The organism is Pseudomonas sp. M2(2023) (genome assembly GCF_030263955.1).
Lineage (GTDB): Bacteria > Pseudomonadota > Gammaproteobacteria > Pseudomonadales > Pseudomonadaceae > Aquipseudomonas > Aquipseudomonas asiatica.
In genome coordinates, this window is record NZ_CP127114.1 from 246,728 (window position 1) to 266,241 (window position 19,514).

Here is a 19,514-nt window from a genome sequence, read left to right on the forward strand (position 1 = left end):
GACTTGTACAAGTTTCGAATACTGTGCAGTACCTGTGGGAGCGGGTTCACCCGCTAAGCAGGCGACGCGGTTACTCGGCTACCGCATTCTTGGCCAGGATGGCATTGGCCAGTTCCATGTCGGAAGCCTGCATCCCCGGGTTCTCCGCGCGAGCCTGGCGAATTGCCGCTTCGAGGAACGGCCCACGGATCGCGCCTTCGCTGGCCACGAAGCTGCCGGCGTCATCCTGCGCCGCCATCACCAGCTTGTGATCCCCGGAAGTCAGGTAGCTCGATGCCGTGGTAGCACCGGTAGTCATCACGTTACGCCAGAAGGTATCGGCCATGGCCGAGCCGATAGGCAGCGAAAGCAAGGCAGCGGCAGCGATGGCGGTTTTGAAACGCATGTTGAAACACCTCGAAGGGTGAGGGTTGAAGATGCGCGGTTTGATCCTGCCACAGGGGTGCAAGTTCCTTGAATACAAAGGATTTTTGCTCAGGAACAGGCCCTTAGCACTTCCTCTAGGCGGGTCTGCCCACAGGCTACCTTGGCTTCGCCGCAGCGGCGCAGATCGAGCAAGCCATCGGCCACGGCCTGGCGCCGCAAACTGGCCAGATCGCTGTCCGGGCCTATCAGGGCGCGCAGGCTGTCGCTGGGTATCAGCAGCTCGAACAACCCTGTGCGACCATGGAACCCCGTGCCACGACAGGTACGGCATGGCTGCCCTTCGCGCAGCGCTGTATCACCCCGGCAATCCGCGCACAGTGTGCGCACCAGCCGCTGGGCCATGACCCCCACCAGCGTCGCCTTGATCAGGTAGTCGGCCACACCCAGTTCCTGCAGGCGGGTGATCGCGCCACAGGCGTCGTTGGTATGCAGGGTCGACAGCACCAGGTGCCCGGTCAGGGCTGCCTGCACCGCCACCAGGGCGGTCTCGCGATCACGGATTTCGCCGATCATGATGATGTCCGGGTCCTGGCGCAGCATGGCCCGCACACCATTGGCGAATCCCAGGTCCAGGGCGGGTTGCACCTGCAACTGGTTGAAGGCGGGTTCCAGGCGCTCGATCGGGTCTTCGATGGTGCACAGGTTGACCTGCGGCGTGGCCAGCAGCTTGAGGCTGGCGTAAAGCGTGCTGGTCTTGCCGGACCCGGTCGGGCCGGTAACCAGAATGATGCCCTGACGATGACGCAGCAGGCCTTGCCACTGGTCCAGTTGCGCCCCGTCCAGGCCGAGCCGGTCGAAGCCTTCTTGCAACTGTTGCGGGTCGAACAGGCGCAGCACCAGTTTCTCGCCGAACGGAGTCGGCAAGGTCGACAGCCGCAGTTCCACCTCGCCGCCGCCAGGCAGGCGGCTTTGCAACCGGCCATCCTGCGGCCGGCGCTTTTCCGCGACGTCCATGCGCCCCAGGTGTTTCAGGCGGCTGACCAGCGCCAAGGTCACGCCGGCAGGGAAGGCATAGACGTTGTGCAGCAGGCCGTCGATGCGGTAGCGCAGCTGGCCCTGTTCGCGGCGTGGTTCCAGGTGGATATCGCTGGCGCGTTGCTCGATGGCGTACTGCAGCAGCCAGTCGACGATATGCACGATGTGCGCGTCGTCCGCACTGGCCTCGGCCTGGCGCTTGCCCAGCTCCAGCAGCTGTTCGAGTTCGCCCAGGCTGGCTGACTGCTGGTGTTGCGCGCCCTTTACCGATTGGGCCAGGCGGTGGAACGACTGCCCTGCCTGGCGGACCTGCTGCGGGCTGGCCAGCACGCGCCGGATCGGCCGGCCCAGGCTGCGGGTGAGGTCGGCCAGCCAGTCGTCCTGGTAGGGCTGGGCGCTGGCGACGGTGACGCTGGAGGCGTCGGCGGCGACGATAAGGATGCCGTGGCGCTGGGCGAAGGCCGGGGATATCAGGCCGGTGACCTGGGGCAGGTCCAGTTGCAGCGGGTCGATGCGCAGGTAGGGCTGGCCGACCTTGTTGGCCAGCCATTGGCAGAGGCGATCCAGGTCCAGGGGCTTGCCAGGGTGTCGGCGGTCTTCCAGGGCGCAGGCGGCGATCTGTTCCAGCGGGTGGGCGGTGGGGTGATTGGCGGCGTGCTCGAGTACCTGCAGGGTGTCGTTGGCGTGCAGGTGCTGGTCGGCGAGCAGGCCCTGGAGCACGCGCTTGAGGTCGAGTGCCGGGTTGTCGGGGGTGTGCATGATTGGCGTCCGTGCCTGATAGGGGAGTGCTGATCAAGGCTAGCCGGGCGAGGGAGGGTTACCGAGGGTGAAAGGTTTCGAAATTTTGCTTTGCTTGTGCCGGCCTCTTCGCGGGTAAACCCGCTCCCACATGACCGCACAAACTTGAATGTTGTGCAGTACCTGTAGGAGCGGGTTTACCCGCGAAGAGGCCGGCACAAGCACCGAGCATGGCTCAGACCACCGCCAGCTCCACCCGCTGCAGGTTGCTCAGGCTCACTTCACCCACACACACCAGGTTGCGCAGTTTCTGCGCAATCACCTCGGCCCGGTGCCAGCTGAGGCCGCCGATGCCGACCTCGATATCCAGCCAGTCGTCCTGCTGACTGACCTGCACGCTGTGCGGGGTCAGGAACTGCAGGGCAAACAGGTTGAGCACCCGGCACAGGCTGTCAGGCTCGGCCTCGGCCTGCAGGCGATAGTGCACGGTGCTGTGGGCGCTGCTGGCGGCCCAGGCGTCGGTACGGGGCTGTGCGTTCATGCTGGTCTCCGCAAATGTTGGAGAAATTCTTGCACGTTGGTTGCGGTATTTTTTCGCTATGATTTGATCATTTCGCTGTATTGGTGAATTGATCTATTCATAAAGTTATTCGATGGAGAATTTTCTATGCACAGCGAGCTGGATGCCTACGACCGCCGTATCCTCGAACTGCTGCAGGAGGACGCTTCGCTGTCCAGCGCGCAGATCGCCGAACGCGTGGGGCTGTCGCAATCGCCGTGCTGGCGGCGTATCCAACGGTTGAAGGAGGAGGGAGTGATTCGTGGGCAGGTGACCTTGCTGGACCGCAAGAAGGTCGGCCTGAACACGCAGATTTTCGCCGAGGTGAAACTGAACGCCCACGGGCGCTCCAACTTCACAGAGTTCACCGACGCGATCCGCGGGTTTCCGGAGGTGCTGGAGTGTTATGTGCTGATGGGGTCGGTGGACTTTCTGTTGCGCATCGTCACCCCGGATATCGAGGCTTATGAACGGTTCTTCTTCGAAAAACTGTCGAACGTGCCGGGGATTCAGGAGGTGAACTCGATCGTGGCGCTGTCGGAGATCAAGTCCACCACCAGCCTGCCACTGTCGCGCTGAGGCATTCGCGGGTAAACCCGCTCCCACAGGGTTATCAGTGAGCCAGAGAGCAGCGCGACCCCTGTGGGAGCGGGTTTACCCGCGAAGAATGCGACGCGGTATCACGCCTTGAGCAAGTGCTTCCAGCCGCGGCTCTGATCCACTGCACGAGCCTGTTCGATACGCGCTTCCAGCACTTCATCGCTGATCGGCTGCTCAGCCAGCTCATGCAGCTTCTTCAGGTCGCCATACAGGCGGTCCATCTGCGGCGCTTCCAGCACCTGACGAGCGTGGTGCAGCCAGGCCAGCAGTTGCTCGATACGCGGCAGTTGCTCGGCCAGATCTTCCGGACGCTGCGTGTACAGCGGCAGCTTCAACGCTCGGCCTTCTTCGCCCAGCAGGTGCGCCAGCCAGCTTGCCAGCTGCGCCTTGCCCTGGCGCTCGCCACGGCCTTTGCGCTCCACGGTCCAGGCACGGGCCAGCAGCCAGCGCGAGGTTTCCAGCGAGAACTGGCCCCAGCGCACGTCCTCCAGCTCTTCGGCGAACTGCTCTGGGGCGGCGCGGCGGATATCTTCGTCTTCGTTACCGGCCTGCACCAGCGGACGCCAGTCTTCAAGCAAGGCGTCCAGGCTGCTGCGCAGGTCGCGGGTGGTGGCGCGTGGCGCGGCCTGGCCCAGGCTAGCGGTAATGGCGCGCAGCTCGCTCAGGCACTCGACCCAATCCTGCAGCAGGCGCCAGTGGCCGTTGTGGCGGTATTGCTCGGCCAGACGCTGGCTGCTACCCAGCAGTTGCCAGGCCAGTGCGGCGTAGGCGTCGTCCACGGCCATTTCGGCTTCCAGCTCGGTGTGCGGCAGTCCCAGCTCGTAGCTGTCCGGCTCCAGCAGACGGTAGCCACGCTCGGCCTTGCTGATGTCGCATGGCATCAGCGGCAGGCTGGCGGCCAGCTCGGCGGCCAGTTCCAGCAGTGCCTGCGGCTCACCTTCACGCAGTTCCAGTTCCAGCTCGCAGATTTCTTCCTTGCGCTTGCCGGCGATCACGAAACCCTGGTCCAGCGCGGCCTCGATCACCACCTTGCTCTTGCCACGGCCCCAGGCGATTTCGGCGTATTCACGGCTGAAGTCGGTGGTGAACAACGGCTTGATGGTCTTTTTGTCCAGGTTGGCCAGTTGCGCGGGCCAGCAGCTGTCGTCGAGCTTCTTCAGGTCGAGCTTGACCTTGTCCAGCTGCCATTCATGCTCGTTGCGCTCGGACAGGCCGGCCACGCTGGTGCCGCGGCACTTGAGGGTCTGGATGATGGCCTCGCCATCGCGGCGCAGGCGCAGGGCGACACGGGCGGCGGAGAGCTCGCGCTCGGGGGTGTCGAAGTACTGGTTGAGCAGTTCGCGGGTCTGCCAGCCGGACTTGTTGCGCTTTTTCAGCAGAGGGTGCTCGCGCAGGGCGGCAAGGGTCTCGCGGCTGGCGCGGAGCTTGAGTTCGGTTTCTTTGTGCATCACAGGCTCGAAGGAGGGGCGTGGTTGCCCAGCAGTCTACAGGAGTCGGCTCTCGTCTGTTGGATCGTGGTGGCCTTCTTCGCGGGTGAACCCGCTCCCACAGGTCCTGTGCTGCCCTCAGGTGCGGCGCTTTCCCTGTGTGAGCGGGTTTACCCGCGAAGAAGCCCACACGATTGGACGGCATTGTTATGATGGGCAACGCTTCCGAGGAGTACGCGCATGCCGTTGCCGACGCTGAAAGACCAGTTCGCCGCCCTGATCGCCGCGCCCTCGGTCAGTTGCACCCAGCCTGCGCTGGACCAGTCCAATCGCCAGGTCATCGACCTGCTGGCCGGCTGGCTGGGCGACCTGGGTTTCAAGTGCGACATCCAGCAGGTCAGCCCCGGCAAGTTCAACCTGCTGGCCAGCCGTGGCACCGGCCCGGGTGGCCTGGTGCTGGCGGGGCACAGCGACACGGTGCCCTACGACGAACAGCTGTGGGCCAGCGACCCGCTGAAACTGACCGAAACCGACGGCCGCTGGGTCGGCCTGGGCAGCTGTGACATGAAGGGCTTCTTCGCCCTGGTCATCGAAGCGGTCATCCCATTGCTGGAGCACGATTTCAAGCAGCCGCTGCTGATCCTCGCCACCTGTGACGAAGAAAGCTCCATGTCCGGGGCCCGTGCCCTGGCCGAGGCTGGCCAGCCGCTCGGCCGTGCGGCGGTGATCGGCGAGCCCACCGGGCTGCGGCCGATCCGCATGCACAAAGGCATCCTCATGGACCGCATCGACATCCTCGGGCGCAGCGGCCACTCCTCGGACCCAAGCCTGGGCCGCAGCGCCATGGAGGCCATGCACGTAGTGATGGGCGAGCTGATGGGGTTGCGCCAGCAATGGCAGCAGACCTACCGCAACCCGCAGTTCACCGTACCGACCCCGACCATGAACTTCGGCTGCATCCACGGCGGCGACAACCCCAACCGAATCTGCGGCCAATGTGCCCTGGAGTTCGACCTGCGCCCGCTGCCAGGCATGGATGTGGAGCAACTGCGCGCGGCCATTCGCGCCAAGCTGATGCCGGTGGCAGAGCGCTTTGAGGTGCGCATCGACTATGCGCCGTTGTTCCCGGAGGTGCCGCCTTTCGAGCAGGCAGCCGACGCCGAGTTGGTGCAAGTGGCGGAGCGCCTGACCGGCCATCGTGCCGAAGCGGTGGCGTTCGGCACCGAAGCGCCTTATCTTCAGCAACTGGGTTGCCAGACCATCGTGCTGGGCCCCGGCGACATCGCTTGTGCTCACCAGCCCAGCGAATACCTTGAAATGTCACGAATCGAGCCTACCGTGCGTCTATTGCGTGACCTGATCCGGCACTATTGCCTGGACTAAACGTCAACCGAACTGTTTCGTTCCTGCCTAGAGGAGACCGCGCGTGACCGCAAGCCTGTTCCGACGATGATCCTGAACGCCCCCTGTATCGCCGTTCTCCGTCCACTTATCCACAGGCCCTGTCATGCCCGACTACGTCAACTGGCTGCGTCATGCCTCCCCGTATATCAATGCCCATCGCGACTGCACCTTCGTGGTCATGCTCCCTGGCGATGGGGTGGAACACCCTAATTTCGGCAACATCGTCCACGACCTGGTGCTGCTGCACAGCCTGGGCGTGCGCCTGGTGCTGGTGCATGGCTCGCGCCCGCAGATCGAAAGCCGCCTGGCTGATCGCGGCCTGACCCCGCACTACCACCGTGGCCTGCGCATCACCGATGCCGCCACCCTGGATTGCGTGATCGATGCCGTCGGCGCCTTGCGCCTGGCCATCGAGGCACGCCTGTCGATGGACATCGCCGCTTCGCCGATGCAGGGCTCGCGCCTGCGTGTGGCGTCCGGCAACCTGGTCACGGCGCGGCCGATCGGTGTGCTCGAAGGCGTGGACTACCACCACACCGGCGAAGTGCGTCGAGTTGACCGCAAGGGCATCAGCCGCCTGCTCGACGAGCGCTCCATCGTGCTGTTGTCACCGCTGGGCTACTCGCCCACGGGTGAAATCTTCAACCTGGCCTGCGAAGACGTGGCCACCCGCGCCGCCATCGAACTGGGTGCCGACAAGTTGCTGCTGTTCGGTGCCGAGCCGGGCCTGCTGGATGCCGATGGCAAGCTGGTGCGTGAGCTGCGCCCGCAGCAGGTTGCCCCGCATCTGCAGCGTCTGGGCAGCGATTACCAGGGCGAATTGCTGGATGCCGCGGCCGAAGCCTGCAAAGGCGGCGTGGCGCGCAGCCATATTGTCAGCTATGCCGAGGACGGCGCCTTGCTGACCGAGCTGTTCACCCGTGGTGGTGGCGGCACGCTGGTGTCGCAGGAGCAGTTCGAAGTGGTACGCGAGGCGACCATCGAGGACGTGGGCGGTTTGCTGGAGCTGATCAGCCCGCTGGAAGAGCAGGGCATCCTGGTACGCCGTTCGCGTGAGGTGCTGGAGCGGGAGATCGAGCAGTTCAGCGTGGTCGAGCGCGAAGGCATGATCATCGCTTGTGCGGCGTTGTACCCGATTGCCGACTCCGACGCCGGCGAGCTGGCGTGCCTGGCGGTGAACCCCGAGTACCGCCATGGCGGGCGTGGCGACGAGCTGCTGGAGCGCATCGAAAGCCGGGCGCGACAGCTGGGGCTGAACACCCTGTTCGTGCTGACGACGCGTACCGCGCACTGGTTCCGCGAACGCGGGTTTGCGCCGAGTGGGGTCGAGCGACTGCCAGCGGCGCGGGCTTCGCTGTACAACTACCAGCGTAATTCGAAGATTTTCGAGAAGCCCTTGTAAACCTGTACTGGCCTCTTCGCGGGTGAACCCGCTCCCACAGGATCTTCACCGGACTGAGGCCGGCGCGGTCCCTGTGGGAGCGGGTTTACCCGCGAAGCAGGCGACACCGATCTCGAACAAAAACGCCGCCCTTGTGGGCGGCGTTTTTGTTTACACGGTATGCAGGTACCAGTTGTACTCGAGGTCGGAGATCGAGTGCTCGAACTCCTCCAGCTCGCTCTCCTTGCACGCGACGAAGATGTCGATGTACTTCGGATCGATGTACTTGTTCAGGATCTCGCTGTCGTCCAGCTCGCGCAGGGCATCGCGCAGGTTGTTCGGCAGGCTCTGCTCCAGCTGCTCGTACGAGTTGCCTTCGATCGGCTCACCCGGTTCTACCTTGTTGGTCAGGCCATGGTGCACGCCGGCCAGTACGGCGGCCATCATCAGGTACGGGTTGGCGTCGGCACCAGCCACGCGGTGCTCGATGCGTACGGCGTCCGGCGAGCCGGTCGGCACGCGCAGGGCCACGGTGCGGTTGTCCAGGCCCCAGCTTGGCGCGTTCGGTACATAGAACTGCGCGCCGAAGCGGCGGTACGAGTTGACGTTCGGGCAAAGGAACGCCATGGACGCGGGCAGGGTCTCGAGCACACCGCCGACAGCGTGACGTAGCGCGGCGTTCTGCTCGGGATCCTCGCTGGTGAAGATGTTGTTGCCATCTTTGTCCAGCACGGAAATGTGTACATGCAGGCCGTTGCCTGCCTGGCCCGGGTAGGGCTTGGCCATGAAGGTGGTGTCCATTTCATGGTCGTAGGCGATGTTCTTGATCAACCGCTTGAGCAGTACTGCGTAGTCGCAGGCCTTGAGCGGGTCGGCCACGTGGTGCAGGTTGACTTCGAACTGCGCCGGGGCGCTTTCCTTGACGATGGCGTCGGCCGGGATGCCTTGCTCCTTCGCGCCTTCCAGGATGTCCTGCAGGCAGTCGGCATATTCATCGAGGTCGTCGATCAGGTACACCTGCGTCGACTGCGGGCGCTTGCCCGAAATTGGCGAGCGCGGTGGCTGCGGGCGACCGTTCACGTTCTCCTGGTCGATCAGGTAGAACTCCAGCTCGAACGCGGCACAGATGGTCAGGCCCAGTTCGTCGAACTTGCTCACCACCTGACGCAGCACTTCACGCGGGTCGGCGAAGAACGGCTCGCCTTCGAGCTCGTGCATGGTCATCAGCAGCTGAGCGGTTGGGCGCTTTTGCCACGGCTCGTTACAGAGGGTGTCAGGGATTGGATAGCAGATGCGGTCAGCATCGCCGATGTCCAGGCCCAGCCCGGTGCTTTCAACGGTGGAACCGTTGATGTCCAGGGCGAAGAGGGAGGCAGGCAGGTTGATGCCTTTCTCGTAAACCTTGTGGAGGCTGGTGCGCTCTATGCGCTTGCCACGCACCACACCATTCATATCTGCAATCAGAAGGTCAACGTAGAGAACCTCAGGATGTTCCTTAAGGAACGCGTTCGCTTCGTTAAGCTGAACGGCACGCGGGGGTACCGACATGATGCAACACCTTTGTTGTTAAAAATATCAATCAAGGGGGGCTTGCAAGACCAGTCAATCGAAAAGACAAACTGATGTCAAGCCAACCCCATGATGCCCTGAAATGGCACATCGACGGCAGATTTGCTGCATATCGGGGCAAGCCATTATCCGCTATTTCCCTCGCAAAGGGCTATCTCCGACCAACCGTGTTTTATTTTTTACGGAGGTGTTGTGTAAAAAAATGAACAAGGCTAAGCTCGGTCTCAACCCAGAACACAATAATACGAGGGTCACATGGTCCGCTTGCCGAGACCTGAAAGTACTGCCTGCGCAGTGCCATCGGGTACATCCGTCATTTTTGCAAGCTTCGTCAATGGCGTGGCCGCCCTGGCCGCAATAATTGACGTTTGGCGCTCCCGGACCTGCCCTCGTAGCGGCTTGCCGCCCTTCGTTTCGTCTTCCTGCCTTTCGAACTCATTACGGACACACTTGTTTTCAGTGTATCCACTGCGGCTCTGCGCGGGGGTTTTTGCTTTAGCAATGTACTCCATCCAGAATCAGTGCGCGGACCACCTTACCTCCTGAGGTATTTATGAGTAACAACCTCGACCAGCTCACCGATTGGTTGAAAGAGCACAAGATCACCGAAGTCGAATGCATGATCAGTGACCTGACCGGCATCACGCGCGGCAAGATTTCGCCTACCAACAAATTCATCGCCGAAAAAGGCATGCGCCTGCCCGAGAGCGTGCTGCTGCAGACCGTGACCGGCGACTACGTCGACGACGACATCTATTACGAACTGCTGGACCCGGCGGACATCGACATGATCTGCCGCCCCGACGAGAACGCCGTGTTCCTGGTGCCATGGGCCATCGAGCCGACCGCCCAGGTGATCCACGATACCTACGACAAGAAGGGCAACCCGGTCGAACTGTCGCCGCGCAACGTGCTGAAGAAAGTCCTCAAGCTCTACGCCGACAAGGGCTGGCAGCCGATCGTCGCGCCGGAGATGGAGTTCTACCTGACCAAGCGCAGCGAAGACCCGGACTTTCCGCTGCAGCCCCCGGTAGGCCGTTCGGGCCGCCCGGAAACCGGCCGTCAGTCGTTCTCGATCGAAGCCGCCAACGAATTCGACCCGCTGTTCGAAGACGTCTACGACTGGTGCGAACTGCAGCAGTTGGATCTCGACACGCTGATCCATGAGGACGGCACGGCGCAGATGGAGATCAACTTCCGTCATGGCAACGCCCTGCACCTGGCCGACCAGATCCTGGTGTTCAAGCGCACCATGCGCGAGGCCGCGCTCAAGCACAATGTGGCCGCCACCTTCATGGCCAAGCCCATGACCGGTGAGCCAGGCAGTGCCATGCACCTGCACCAGAGCGTGGTCGACGTGGCCACCGGCAAGAACATCTTCAGCAACGACGACGGCAGCATGAGCGAACTGTTCCTGCACCACATCGGTGGCCTGCAGAAGTTCATCCCCGAGGCGTTGCCGCTGTTCGCCCCCAACGTCAACTCGTTCCGTCGCTTCCTGCCCGACACCTCGGCGCCGGTGAACGTGGAGTGGGGCGAGGAAAACCGTACCGTCGGCCTGCGCGTGCCGGACGCCGGCCCGCAAAGCCGCCGGGTCGAGAACCGCCTGCCAGGCGCCGACGCCAACCCATACCTGGCCATCGCTGCCAGCCTGCTGTGTGGCTACATCGGCATGGTCGAAGGCATCGACGCCAGCGCGCCGGTGCAGGGCCGTGGCTACGAACGCCGCAACCTGCGCCTGCCACTGACCATCGAAGATGCCCTGGAACGCATGGAAAACAGCCGTGCACTGGTGCAGTACCTGGGCAAGAAGTTCATCACCGGCTACGTCGCTACCAAGCGCGCCGAGCACGAGAACTTCAAGCGAGTCATCAGTTCCTGGGAGCGTGAGTTCCTGCTGTTTGCTGTCTGATCAACTTGGTGCCGCAGGACGCGGCTGTCGAACAACGGAGAAGCACATGAGCGTCAACAACCCGCAAACCCGTGAATGGCAAACCCTGAGCGGGGAGCATCACCTCGCGCCCTTCAGCGACTACAAGCAGCTGAAGGAGAAGGGGCCGCGCATCATCACCAAGGCCCAGGGTGTGCATTTGTGGGATAGCGAGGGGCACAAGATCCTCGACGGCATGGCTGGCCTGTGGTGCGTGGCTGTGGGCTATGGCCGTGAAGAACTGGTGCAGGCGGCAGAAAAGCAGATGCGCGAGCTGCCGTACTACAACCTGTTCTTCCAGACTGCCCACCCGCCTGCGCTGGAACTGGCCAAGGCAATCTCCGACGTGGCGCCGCAAGGCATGACCCATGTGTTCTTCACCGGCTCCGGCTCCGAAGGCAACGACACCGTGCTGCGCATGGTCCGCCATTACTGGGCGCTGAAAGGCAAGCCACAGAAGCAGACCATCATCGGCCGCATCAACGGCTACCACGGCTCCACCGTGGCTGGCGCCAGCCTGGGCGGCATGAGCGGCATGCACGAGCAGGGCGGCCTGCCGATTCCTGGCATCGTGCATATCCCGCAGCCTTACTGGTTCGGCGAAGGCGGCGACATGACCCCGGACGAGTTCGGGGTGTGGGCGGCCGATCAGCTGGAGCAGAAAATCCTCGAAGTCGGCGAAGACAACGTCGCCGCCTTTATCGCCGAGCCGATCCAGGGCGCCGGCGGCGTGATCATCCCGCCGGAAACCTACTGGCCGAAGGTGAAGGAGATCCTCGCCAAGTACGACATCCTGTTCGTCGCCGACGAAGTGATCTGCGGTTTCGGTCGTACCGGCGAGTGGTTCGGCTCCGACTACTACGACCTCAAGCCCGACCTGATGACCATCGCCAAGGGCCTGACTTCCGGTTACATCCCCATGGGCGGTGTGATCGTGCGTGACACCGTGGCCCAGGTACTCAGCGAAGGCGGCGACTTCAACCACGGCTTCACCTACTCCGGCCACCCGGTAGCGGCGGCGGTGGGCCTGGAAAACCTGCGCATCCTGCGCGACGAGAAAATCGTCGAGAAGGCGCGCACCGAAGCGGCACCTTATTTGCAAAAGCGTTTGCGTGAGCTGCAGGACCACCCTCTGGTGGGCGAGGTACGCGGCCTGGGCCTGCTCGGCGCGATCGAGCTGGTCAAGGACAAGGCCACCCGCAGCCGTTACGAAGGCAAGGGCGTAGGCATGATCTGCCGCACCTTCTGCTTCGAAAACGGCCTGATCATGCGTGCGGTGGGTGACACCATGATCATTGCGCCGCCGCTGGTGATCAGCCATGCAGAGATCGACGAACTGGTGGAAAAGGCACGCAAATGCCTGGACCTGACGCTCGAAGCGATTCGTTGACAGTTTGCTAGGCTAGCGATGTGACATTAAGTCGTTACAAGGCCCTGCTTTCCTTGATACAGAGCCTTGTAACTTGCCAGACTAGCGACTGTTTCAGTCGCCGCGCGCTCTGCACCGTAGGTCCTGGCTGCTGAACAGATGGCTAAATAAAAAATTCTGGAGCATTACGCATGAATAAATTGGGCAAGACGTTGCTGGCCACCGCCCTGATGGGTGCCATGGCTACCGCTGTTCAGGCTGAAGACAAGGTGTTGAACGTCTACAACTGGTCGGACTACATCGCTCCGGACACTATCGCCAAGTTCGAGAAACAGTCGGGCATCAAGGTCAAGTACGACGTCTTCGACAGCAACGAAACCCTCGAAGCCAAGCTGCTGGCAGGCAAGTCGGGCTATGACATCGTCGTGCCTTCGAACAACTTCCTGGCCAAGCAGATCAAGGCTGGCGTGTACGAGGAACTGGACCGCTCCAAGCTGCCGAACTGGAAGAACCTCGACCCTGACCTGCTCAAGGCCGTTGGCGATGCCAGCGACAAGGACAACAAGCACGCCTTCCCGTACATGTGGGGCTCGATCGGTATCGGCTACAACCCGGAGAAGGTCAAGGCCGCGCTGGGCGTGGACAAGATCGACTCGTGGGACGTGGTGTTCAAGCCTGAGAACATCGCCAAGCTCAAGAGCTGCGGCGTGAGCTTCCTCGATGCCCCGACCGAAATGCTCCCGGCTGCGCTGCACTACCTGGGCCTGCCGAGCAACAGCACCAAGAAGGAAGACCTGAAGGCCGCCGAGGACCTGTTCCTCAAGATCCGTCCTTCGATCACCTACTTCCATTCGTCCAAGTACATCGGCGACATGGCCAACGGCAACATCTGCGTAGCTGTCGGTTACTCGGGTGACCTGGAGCAGTCCAAGGCCCGTGCCCACGAAGCTGGCGACAAGGTCAAGGTGGACTACGTCATTCCGAAGGAAGGTGCCGGTACCTTCTACGACATGGTCGCCATCCCCAAGGATGCCGAGCATAAAGACGCTGCCTACCAGTTCATGAACTTCCTGATGCAGCCGGAAATCATGGCCGAGATCACCAACGCCGTGCGCTTCCCGAACGGCAACGCTGCCGCCACCCAGTTCGTGGACAAGGAAATCACCAGCGATCCGAGCATCTATCCGCCAGCTGAAGTGAAGAAGCAGCTGTACGCGATCGCTGCGCCTGAAGCTTCTGCCCAGCGTGTGATCACCCGCAGCTGGACCAAGATCAAGTCGGGCAAATAAGCCCGATGCGGTACCTCTGGGCCGGGGAATCCCGGCCCAGAGCCAGTGAAAGGCAATTGATGATTGCGGCATCGAAGCTGCGAAGGTAAGTTGCGCGCCGGTTTTGCGTGTGCGGCAGCATTGTCGCTACCCAGGCACTGATTGTGAGGACCACCCACTTGTCCATTTCTGTATTCCGCAAGGCCTTGATGGCTGGAGCGGGCCTGACGCTGGCATGCAGCGTCCAAGCGGCGCCTACGGTGCACTTCTACAACTGGTCCGACTACATCGGCCCGACCACACTCGCGGACTTCGAGAAAGCCACGGGCATCAAGCCCGTGCAAGATGTGTTCGATTCCAACGAAACCCTGGAAGGCAAGCTGCTGGCCGGCAATACCGGCTATGACGTGGTAGTGCCGTCCAACCATTTCCTCGGCAAGCAGATCAAGGCGGGCGCGTTCCAGAAGCTCGACAAGAACCTGCTGCCCAATTATTCCAACCTGGACCCGGCGCTGATGAAGCGCCTGGAAAGGAACGACCCGGGCAACCAGTACGCCGTGCCTTACCTGTGGGGCACCAACGGCATCGGTTACAACGTCGACAAGGTGAAGGCCGCGCTGGGCGTGGACACCATCGACTCCTGGGCAGTGCTGTTCGAGCCCGAGAACATGAAGAAGCTCGCCAAGTGCGGCGTGGCCTTCCTCGATTCGGCGGACGAAATGCTGCCGGCGGTGCTCAACTACATGGGGCTGGACCCCAACAGCACCAATGCCAAGGACTACCAGGCCGCCGAGAAGAAACTGCTGGCGGTACGCCCGTACGTGACCTACTTCCACTCGTCCAAGTACATCACCGACCTGGCCAACGGCGACATCTGCGTCGCGGCAGGTTTCTCAGGTGATGTGTTCCAGGCAAAGACCCGCGCCGAAGAAGCGAAGAAGGGCGTGAACCTGGCCTACGCCATTCCCAAGGAAGGCGGCAACCTCTGGTTCGACGTGCTGGCGATTCCCAAGGACGCCAAGAACGTCAAAGAGGCGCATGCCTTCATCAACTATTTGCTGAAGCCTGAGGTTATCGCCCAGGTCAGTGATTACGTCGGTTACGCCAACCCGAACCCCAAGGCTGGCGACCTGATGGACCAGGCCGTGAGGACTGACGCCGCGGTTTACCCACCGCAGGAAGTGCTGAACAAGATGTTCGTGAATTCAGAGTTGCCACCCAAGGTGCAACGGCTGATGACCCGTAGCTGGACCAAGGTCAAGTCGGGCAAGTAAAAATCCAGGCCCGTGGCGGCACCTTTAGAACAGGGCTCGCGGGCACAAAAATCTTGTTGGGAGTTTCACTCATGGCAGTTGCCTCCGGTGCCTATAAAAAAGCCCTCGAGGGTGGCCAGCAACCCAAGCAGGTGCTGGTCAAGATCGACCGGGTCACGAAAAAGTTCGACGAAACGGTAGCCGTGGACGATGTGTCCCTGGAAATCCGCAAGGGCGAGATCTTCGCTCTGCTGGGGGGCTCCGGTTCCGGCAAGTCCACCTTGCTGCGCATGCTGGCCGGCTTCGAGCGCCCGACCGAAGGGCGGATCTTCCTCGATGGCGTCGACATTACCGACATGCCGCCCTACGAGCGGCCGATCAACATGATGTTCCAGTCCTACGCGCTGTTCCCGCACATGACCGTGGCGCAGAACATCGCCTTCGGCCTGCAGCAGGACAAGATGCCCAAGGCCGAGATCGACGCCCGCGTGGCCGAGATGCTCAAGCTGGTGCACATGACCCAGTACGCCAAGCGCAAGCCGCACCAGCTGTCCGGCGGCCAGCGCCAGCGCGTGGCACTGGCCCGCTCGCTGGCCAAGCGCCCCAAGCTGCTGCTGCTCGACGAGCCGATGGGTGCACTGGACAAGAAACTGCGTTCGCAGATGCAACTGGAACTGGTGGAGATCATCGAGCGCGTTGGCGTGACCTGCGTGATGGTGACCCACGACCAGGAAGAGGCCATGACCATGGCCCAGCGCATCGCCATCATGCACCTGGGCTGGATCGCCCAGATCGGCTCGCCGGTGGACATCTACGAGACGCCTACCAGCCGCCTGGTGTGCGAGTTCATCGGCAACGTCAACCTGTTCGAAGGTGAAGTGGTCGACGACGCCGAAGGCCACGCGATCATTGCCAGCCCGGAGCTGGAGCGCAAGATCTATGTCGGCCACGGCATCACCACGTCGGTGGAAGACAAGCACATCACCTACGCCCTGCGCCCGGAAAAGATGCTGGTCACCACCCAGCAACCGACCTGCGAGCACAACTGGTCGCGCGGCAAGGTTCACGACATTGCCTACCTGGGTGGCCACTCGGTGTTCTACGTCGAGTTACCGAGTGGCAAGGTCGTCCAGTCGTTCGTCGCCAACGCCGAGCGCCAGGGCACCCGCCCGACCTGGGGCGATGAAGTGTACGTGTGGTGGGAAGACGACAGCGGCGTGGTACTGCGGTCATGAAACTGCGCAAGCTCAAGCGAGCCTTCCAGCGTATTACCCCGGAGGGGCGGCACCTGGTGATCGGCGTGCCGTTCATCTGGCTGTTCCTGTTCTTCATGCTGCCGTTCTTCATCGTGCTGAAGATCAGCTTCGCCGAAGCCGACGTGGCGATCCCGCCGTATACCGAGATCTACAGCTACGTCGAAGACAAGCTGCAGCTGGTGCTCAACCTGGCCAACTATGGCCTGTTGACCGAGGATGAGCTGTATATCTCGGCCTACCTGGGCTCGCTGAAGATGGCCTTCTTCAGCACCCTGCTGTGCCTGCTGATCGGCTACCCGATGGCCTATGCCATTGCCAACGCCAAGAAGGAGACCCAGACGGTCCTGCTGTTGCTGATCATGATGCCGACCTGGACCGCGATCCTGATCCGCGTCTATGCCTGGATGGGCATTCTCAGCAACAACGGCCTGCTCAACGGCTTCCTGCTGTGGACCGGGTTGATCGACCAGCCGCTGCAGATCCTCAACACCAACCTGGCGGTGTACATCGGCGTGGTCTATTCGTACCTGCCGTTCATGATCCTGCCGCTGTTCGCCAACCTGGTGAAGCACGACCCGAGCCTGCTCGAGGCCGCTTCGGACCTGGGTTCGAGCACCTTCAACAGCTTCTGGAAGATCACCGTACCACTGTCGAAGAACGGCATCATCGCCGGCTGCATGCTGGTGTTCATCCCGGTGGTGGGCGAGTTCGTGATTCCTGAACTGCTTGGCGGCCCGGAAACCCTGATGATCGGCAAGGTGCTGTGGCAAGAGTTCTTCAACAACCGTGACTGGCCGGTGGCCTCTGCGCTGGCGGTGGTCATGCTGGCGATCCTGATCGTGCCGATCCTGCTGTTCAACCGCAGCCAGGCCAAAGAAATGGAGGGCAGGGCATGAAGCGCTTCAGTTTCTCCAAGCTGATGCTGGTGCTCGGCTTGCTGTTCATCTACCTGCCGATGCTGATCCTGGTGATCTACTCGTTCAACGCCTCCAAGCTGGTGACGGTGTGGGGTGGCTGGTCGGTGAAGTGGTACGTCGGCCTGCTCGACAACAGCCAGTTGATGGGTTCGGTGATGCGTTCGCTGGAAATCGCCTGCTACACGGCGGTGGCGGCGGTGGCGCTGGGTACCTTGGCGGCGTTCGTGCTGACCCGGGTTACCCGCTTCAAGGGCCGCACGCTGTTCGGTGGCCTGGTTACCGCGCCGCTGGTAATGCCTGAGGTGATCACCGGCCTGTCGCTGTTGCTGCTGTTCGTGGCCATGGCGCAGATGATTGGCTGGCCGCAGGAGCGCGGCATCGTCACCATCTGGATCGCCCATACCACGTTCTGTGCCGCGTATGTAGCGGTGGTGGTGTCGGCACGCCTGCGGGAGCTGGACCTGTCGATCGAGGAAGCGGCGATGGACCTGGGTGCCAAGCCGTGGAAGGTGTTCTTCCTGATCACCATCCCGATGATCGCGCCGTCGCTGGCTGCGGGCGGCATGATGTCGTTCGCCCTGTCGCTGGATGACCTGGTACTGGCGAGCTTCGTCTCCGGCCCTGGTTCGACCACCTTGCCGATGGAAGTGTTCTCGGCGGTGCGCCTGGGCGTGAAGCCGGAGATCAACGCCGTGGCAAGCTTGATCCTGCTGTCGGTATCGCTGGTGACCTTCTTCGTCTGGTACTTCAGCCGCCAGGCCGAAGAGCGCCGTCGCAAGGCGATACAGCAGGCGATCGAAGAGGGCGCTGCAGCGAATGCTTCGCAGCCACAGGTGAAGCGCCCGGCGCAGGTTGCGGCGTCTGCCTGATCTGGCCTCTTCGCGGGTGAACCCGCTCCCACAGGAATATCACTGCCTCGAGCCTGTGTTAATCCCTGTGGGAGCGGGTTTACCCGCGAAGGCCCCAGCACAGATTCAAAGCCAGACTGCATCCCAATGTGGATAGTCCCTGACACTTCTGACCAGGCCTGCCCGCAAGGGGTTGGCAACAATGTACCTGGCGACATGCACCATGCTTTCTTCCCTTCTTAATGCCCGGTCCTGATACCCAGACTGCCATACCGGATCATGCTCAACCCCCGCCTGATGCAAAACCAGACTGGACCTGGACTTGAACCTTCGCATCAAGGTGCCCAACGTCGTACCTTTCAACTCAATCAGCCAATGCAGATGGTCCGGCATCAGCACCCAGGCCAATGATCGGCAGGCATGTTCCTGGTCTGATTGTCGCAGTTGGTGAATGACCAGCCGGGCATGGTGGAAATCATGGAACAGCGGCTTGCGCTGGTGGGTGACGGTGGTCAGCAGATAGAGCCGGCCAAGTTCTGAATAGCGACCACGGCGAAGCAGGTGAGACTGGGCTCGCGACATTGGCTTCTTCCTTGAAAAGCAGGTGACTTTTCAAAGGTAGTGGCTGAGATACAGGTGCTGCGTAGATCATGGTTTCTGAATATGGCAGAAGCTTGCGGATGGCAGTACCGGCCCTTTCGCGGGTGAACCCGCTCCCACAGGTATTGCGCAGGTCCTGAAGGCTGCACATAACCCTGTGGGAGCGGGTTCACCCGCGAAGAGGCCCTGAAGGTGTACGACTTTTCATCAACTCAAACCAAAGGCTTCAGTTGGATCGGCTTGGGAATTATCCTACGAGCCGTGTGGAAGCTGCTCTGTTGTAGGGGAAATGCCCCAGGGATAACGTCGTCGAGTCGCCAATCAAGGTGACCGGGTGTGAGAAACCCGCTCGATGTTGAACAGGCTTCCTGTCATGGCGGCCTTGCGTGGGCAGGCCTCGGCCTGGCCGGGTTCAATGTCCTCGGTTTTCTCACCCCGCGTACGGCTGCCACCCCTTATCCGTGAGAAAGATGAGCTGGCGGTTCTATAAACGACATTGGATTCCGACCATGACAACGCACGTTCCAGATCACCCAAAAAACAGCAGCACCGTCGGTAAAGAAACCTGCATGGACCTTTTCCGCGTCCAGGCCAATATCCCTTTCAACCATGCCTTCTCCGAACTCTCCGTCATGCTCGGGTGCATCAATCACCTGACGACCGAAGCCGAGATGGAAAATGACCGGCTGGCCGGTAGTGCCGCGAGAATTCTGAGCGGTTTTGCCAAAGCACTGATCGATGACATCGAACTGGGACTGAACAAGGCTTCAGTTCAGCTCTGACCTGTACCGGCCCTTTCGCGGGCACGCCCGGTCCCACAGGTACAGCGCAGGCTTGAGGCTGGCGACCATCCTGTGGGAGCGGGCGTGCCCGCGAAGAGGCCCGCGCAGGCGCTGGAAATGCCTAATAAATTCCCGTCAGTTCTTTAAATTACGAATCTTTTTCACGCCAGCAGGGAGCTCTGTCGTTGGTGCGCCCGGTGTTGGATGTCTAT

General features: G+C 61.8%; 18 protein-coding genes. 11 read left to right on the forward strand and 7 right to left on the reverse strand.

Features of this window, described 5'->3' with window-relative positions; all coding sequences use genetic code 11:
• Positions 1 to 70 precede the first annotated feature (70 nt).
• The 3 genes from QN085_RS01145 to QN085_RS01155 form a co-directional block, all read right to left on the reverse strand.
• Positions 71 to 385, reverse strand: coding sequence for a DUF2388 domain-containing protein (locus QN085_RS01145; RefSeq protein ID WP_003259356.1), 315 nt, complete (start codon positions 383 to 385; stop codon positions 71 to 73).
• Positions 386 to 474: 89 nt separating this feature from the next.
• Positions 475 to 2,160: a GspE/PulE family protein gene (locus QN085_RS01150; protein WP_041506307.1), complete on the reverse strand. Its 1,686-nt coding sequence runs from the start codon at positions 2,158 to 2,160 to the stop codon at positions 475 to 477.
• A gap of 214 nt (positions 2,161 to 2,374) precedes the next feature.
• Positions 2,375 to 2,680 (reverse strand): ACT-like domain-containing protein, encoded by a 306-nt coding sequence (locus QN085_RS01155; RefSeq protein ID WP_003259353.1) that lies wholly within the window; start codon positions 2,678 to 2,680, stop codon positions 2,375 to 2,377.
• A 126-nt stretch (positions 2,681 to 2,806) separates the two neighbouring features.
• Here QN085_RS01155 and QN085_RS01160 point away from each other — a divergent pair, with 126 nt between their 5' ends.
• Complete coding sequence (locus QN085_RS01160) at positions 2,807 to 3,277, forward strand: Lrp/AsnC family transcriptional regulator (protein WP_015272225.1); 471 nt, start codon at positions 2,807 to 2,809, stop codon at positions 3,275 to 3,277.
• A gap of 101 nt (positions 3,278 to 3,378) precedes the next feature.
• Here the strand turns inward: QN085_RS01160 and QN085_RS01165 are convergent, their stop codons facing one another.
• A complete protein-coding gene (locus QN085_RS01165) occupies positions 3,379 to 4,746 on the reverse strand; it encodes a CYTH domain-containing protein (RefSeq protein ID WP_003259352.1) in 1,368 nt (455 codons plus the stop codon).
• 219 nt (positions 4,747 to 4,965) lie between these two features.
• On the opposite strand from QN085_RS01165, the gene argE reads away from it, so the two are divergent.
• On the forward strand, positions 4,966 to 6,108 hold the full coding sequence (argE, locus tag QN085_RS01170; RefSeq protein ID WP_023660498.1) for an acetylornithine deacetylase: 1,143 nt from the start codon (positions 4,966 to 4,968) through the stop codon (positions 6,106 to 6,108).
• A 124-nt stretch (positions 6,109 to 6,232) separates the two neighbouring features.
• Entirely contained in the window at positions 6,233 to 7,531 is a 1,299-nt protein-coding gene (gene argA, locus QN085_RS01175) for an amino-acid N-acetyltransferase (protein WP_013974710.1), read from the forward strand.
• Between the two features lie 150 nt (positions 7,532 to 7,681).
• Here argA and QN085_RS01180 read toward each other — a convergent pair whose 3' ends face one another.
• On the reverse strand, positions 7,682 to 9,058 hold the full coding sequence (locus QN085_RS01180) for a glutamine synthetase family protein (protein WP_003259348.1): 1,377 nt from the start codon (positions 9,056 to 9,058) through the stop codon (positions 7,682 to 7,684).
• A 272-nt stretch (positions 9,059 to 9,330) separates the two neighbouring features.
• Positions 9,331 to 9,591, reverse strand: a complete 261-nt coding sequence (locus tag QN085_RS01185) for a hypothetical protein (protein WP_023663073.1) — start codon at positions 9,589 to 9,591, stop codon at positions 9,331 to 9,333.
• Positions 9,592 to 9,632: 41 nt separating this feature from the next.
• On the opposite strand from QN085_RS01185, the gene QN085_RS01190 reads away from it, so the two are divergent.
• The 7 genes from QN085_RS01190 (at position 9,633) to QN085_RS01220 (ending at position 17,941) form a co-directional block, all read left to right on the forward strand.
• A complete protein-coding gene (locus tag QN085_RS01190; RefSeq protein ID WP_013974708.1) occupies positions 9,633 to 10,991 on the forward strand; it encodes a glutamine synthetase family protein in 1,359 nt (452 codons plus the stop codon).
• Positions 10,992 to 11,037: 46 nt separating this feature from the next.
• On the forward strand, positions 11,038 to 12,399 hold the full coding sequence (locus QN085_RS01195) for an aspartate aminotransferase family protein (RefSeq protein ID WP_023660779.1): 1,362 nt from the start codon (positions 11,038 to 11,040) through the stop codon (positions 12,397 to 12,399).
• A 170-nt stretch (positions 12,400 to 12,569) separates the two neighbouring features.
• Positions 12,570 to 13,667: a polyamine ABC transporter substrate-binding protein gene (locus QN085_RS01200; RefSeq protein ID WP_023660780.1), complete on the forward strand. Its 1,098-nt coding sequence runs from the start codon at positions 12,570 to 12,572 to the stop codon at positions 13,665 to 13,667.
• 158 nt (positions 13,668 to 13,825) lie between these two features.
• Positions 13,826 to 14,920, forward strand: a complete 1,095-nt coding sequence (locus QN085_RS01205) for a polyamine ABC transporter substrate-binding protein (RefSeq protein WP_015272218.1) — start codon at positions 13,826 to 13,828, stop codon at positions 14,918 to 14,920.
• A gap of 71 nt (positions 14,921 to 14,991) precedes the next feature.
• Positions 14,992 to 16,134 carry a polyamine ABC transporter ATP-binding protein gene (potA, locus tag QN085_RS01210; protein WP_013974704.1) on the forward strand — a complete coding sequence of 381 codons (1,143 nt, stop codon included), beginning with the start codon at positions 14,992 to 14,994 and terminating at the stop codon, positions 16,132 to 16,134.
• Positions 16,131 to 17,051: an ABC transporter permease subunit gene (locus QN085_RS01215; RefSeq protein ID WP_013974703.1), complete on the forward strand. Its 921-nt coding sequence runs from the start codon at positions 16,131 to 16,133 to the stop codon at positions 17,049 to 17,051. Before potA ends, QN085_RS01215 begins: the two co-directional genes overlap by 4 nt.
• On the forward strand, positions 17,048 to 17,941 hold the full coding sequence (locus QN085_RS01220; protein WP_023660781.1) for an ABC transporter permease subunit: 894 nt from the start codon (positions 17,048 to 17,050) through the stop codon (positions 17,939 to 17,941). Before QN085_RS01215 ends, QN085_RS01220 begins: the two co-directional genes overlap by 4 nt.
• A 105-nt stretch (positions 17,942 to 18,046) precedes the next feature.
• Here the strand turns inward: QN085_RS01220 and QN085_RS01225 are convergent, their stop codons facing one another.
• Complete coding sequence (locus tag QN085_RS01225; protein WP_013974702.1) at positions 18,047 to 18,502, reverse strand: REP-associated tyrosine transposase; 456 nt, start codon at positions 18,500 to 18,502, stop codon at positions 18,047 to 18,049.
• Positions 18,503 to 19,029: 527 nt separating this feature from the next.
• On the opposite strand from QN085_RS01225, the gene QN085_RS01230 reads away from it, so the two are divergent.
• Entirely contained in the window at positions 19,030 to 19,302 is a 273-nt protein-coding gene (locus QN085_RS01230) for a DUF3077 domain-containing protein (protein ID WP_023660782.1), read from the forward strand.
• The last annotated feature ends 212 nt before the right edge of the window (positions 19,303 to 19,514 follow it).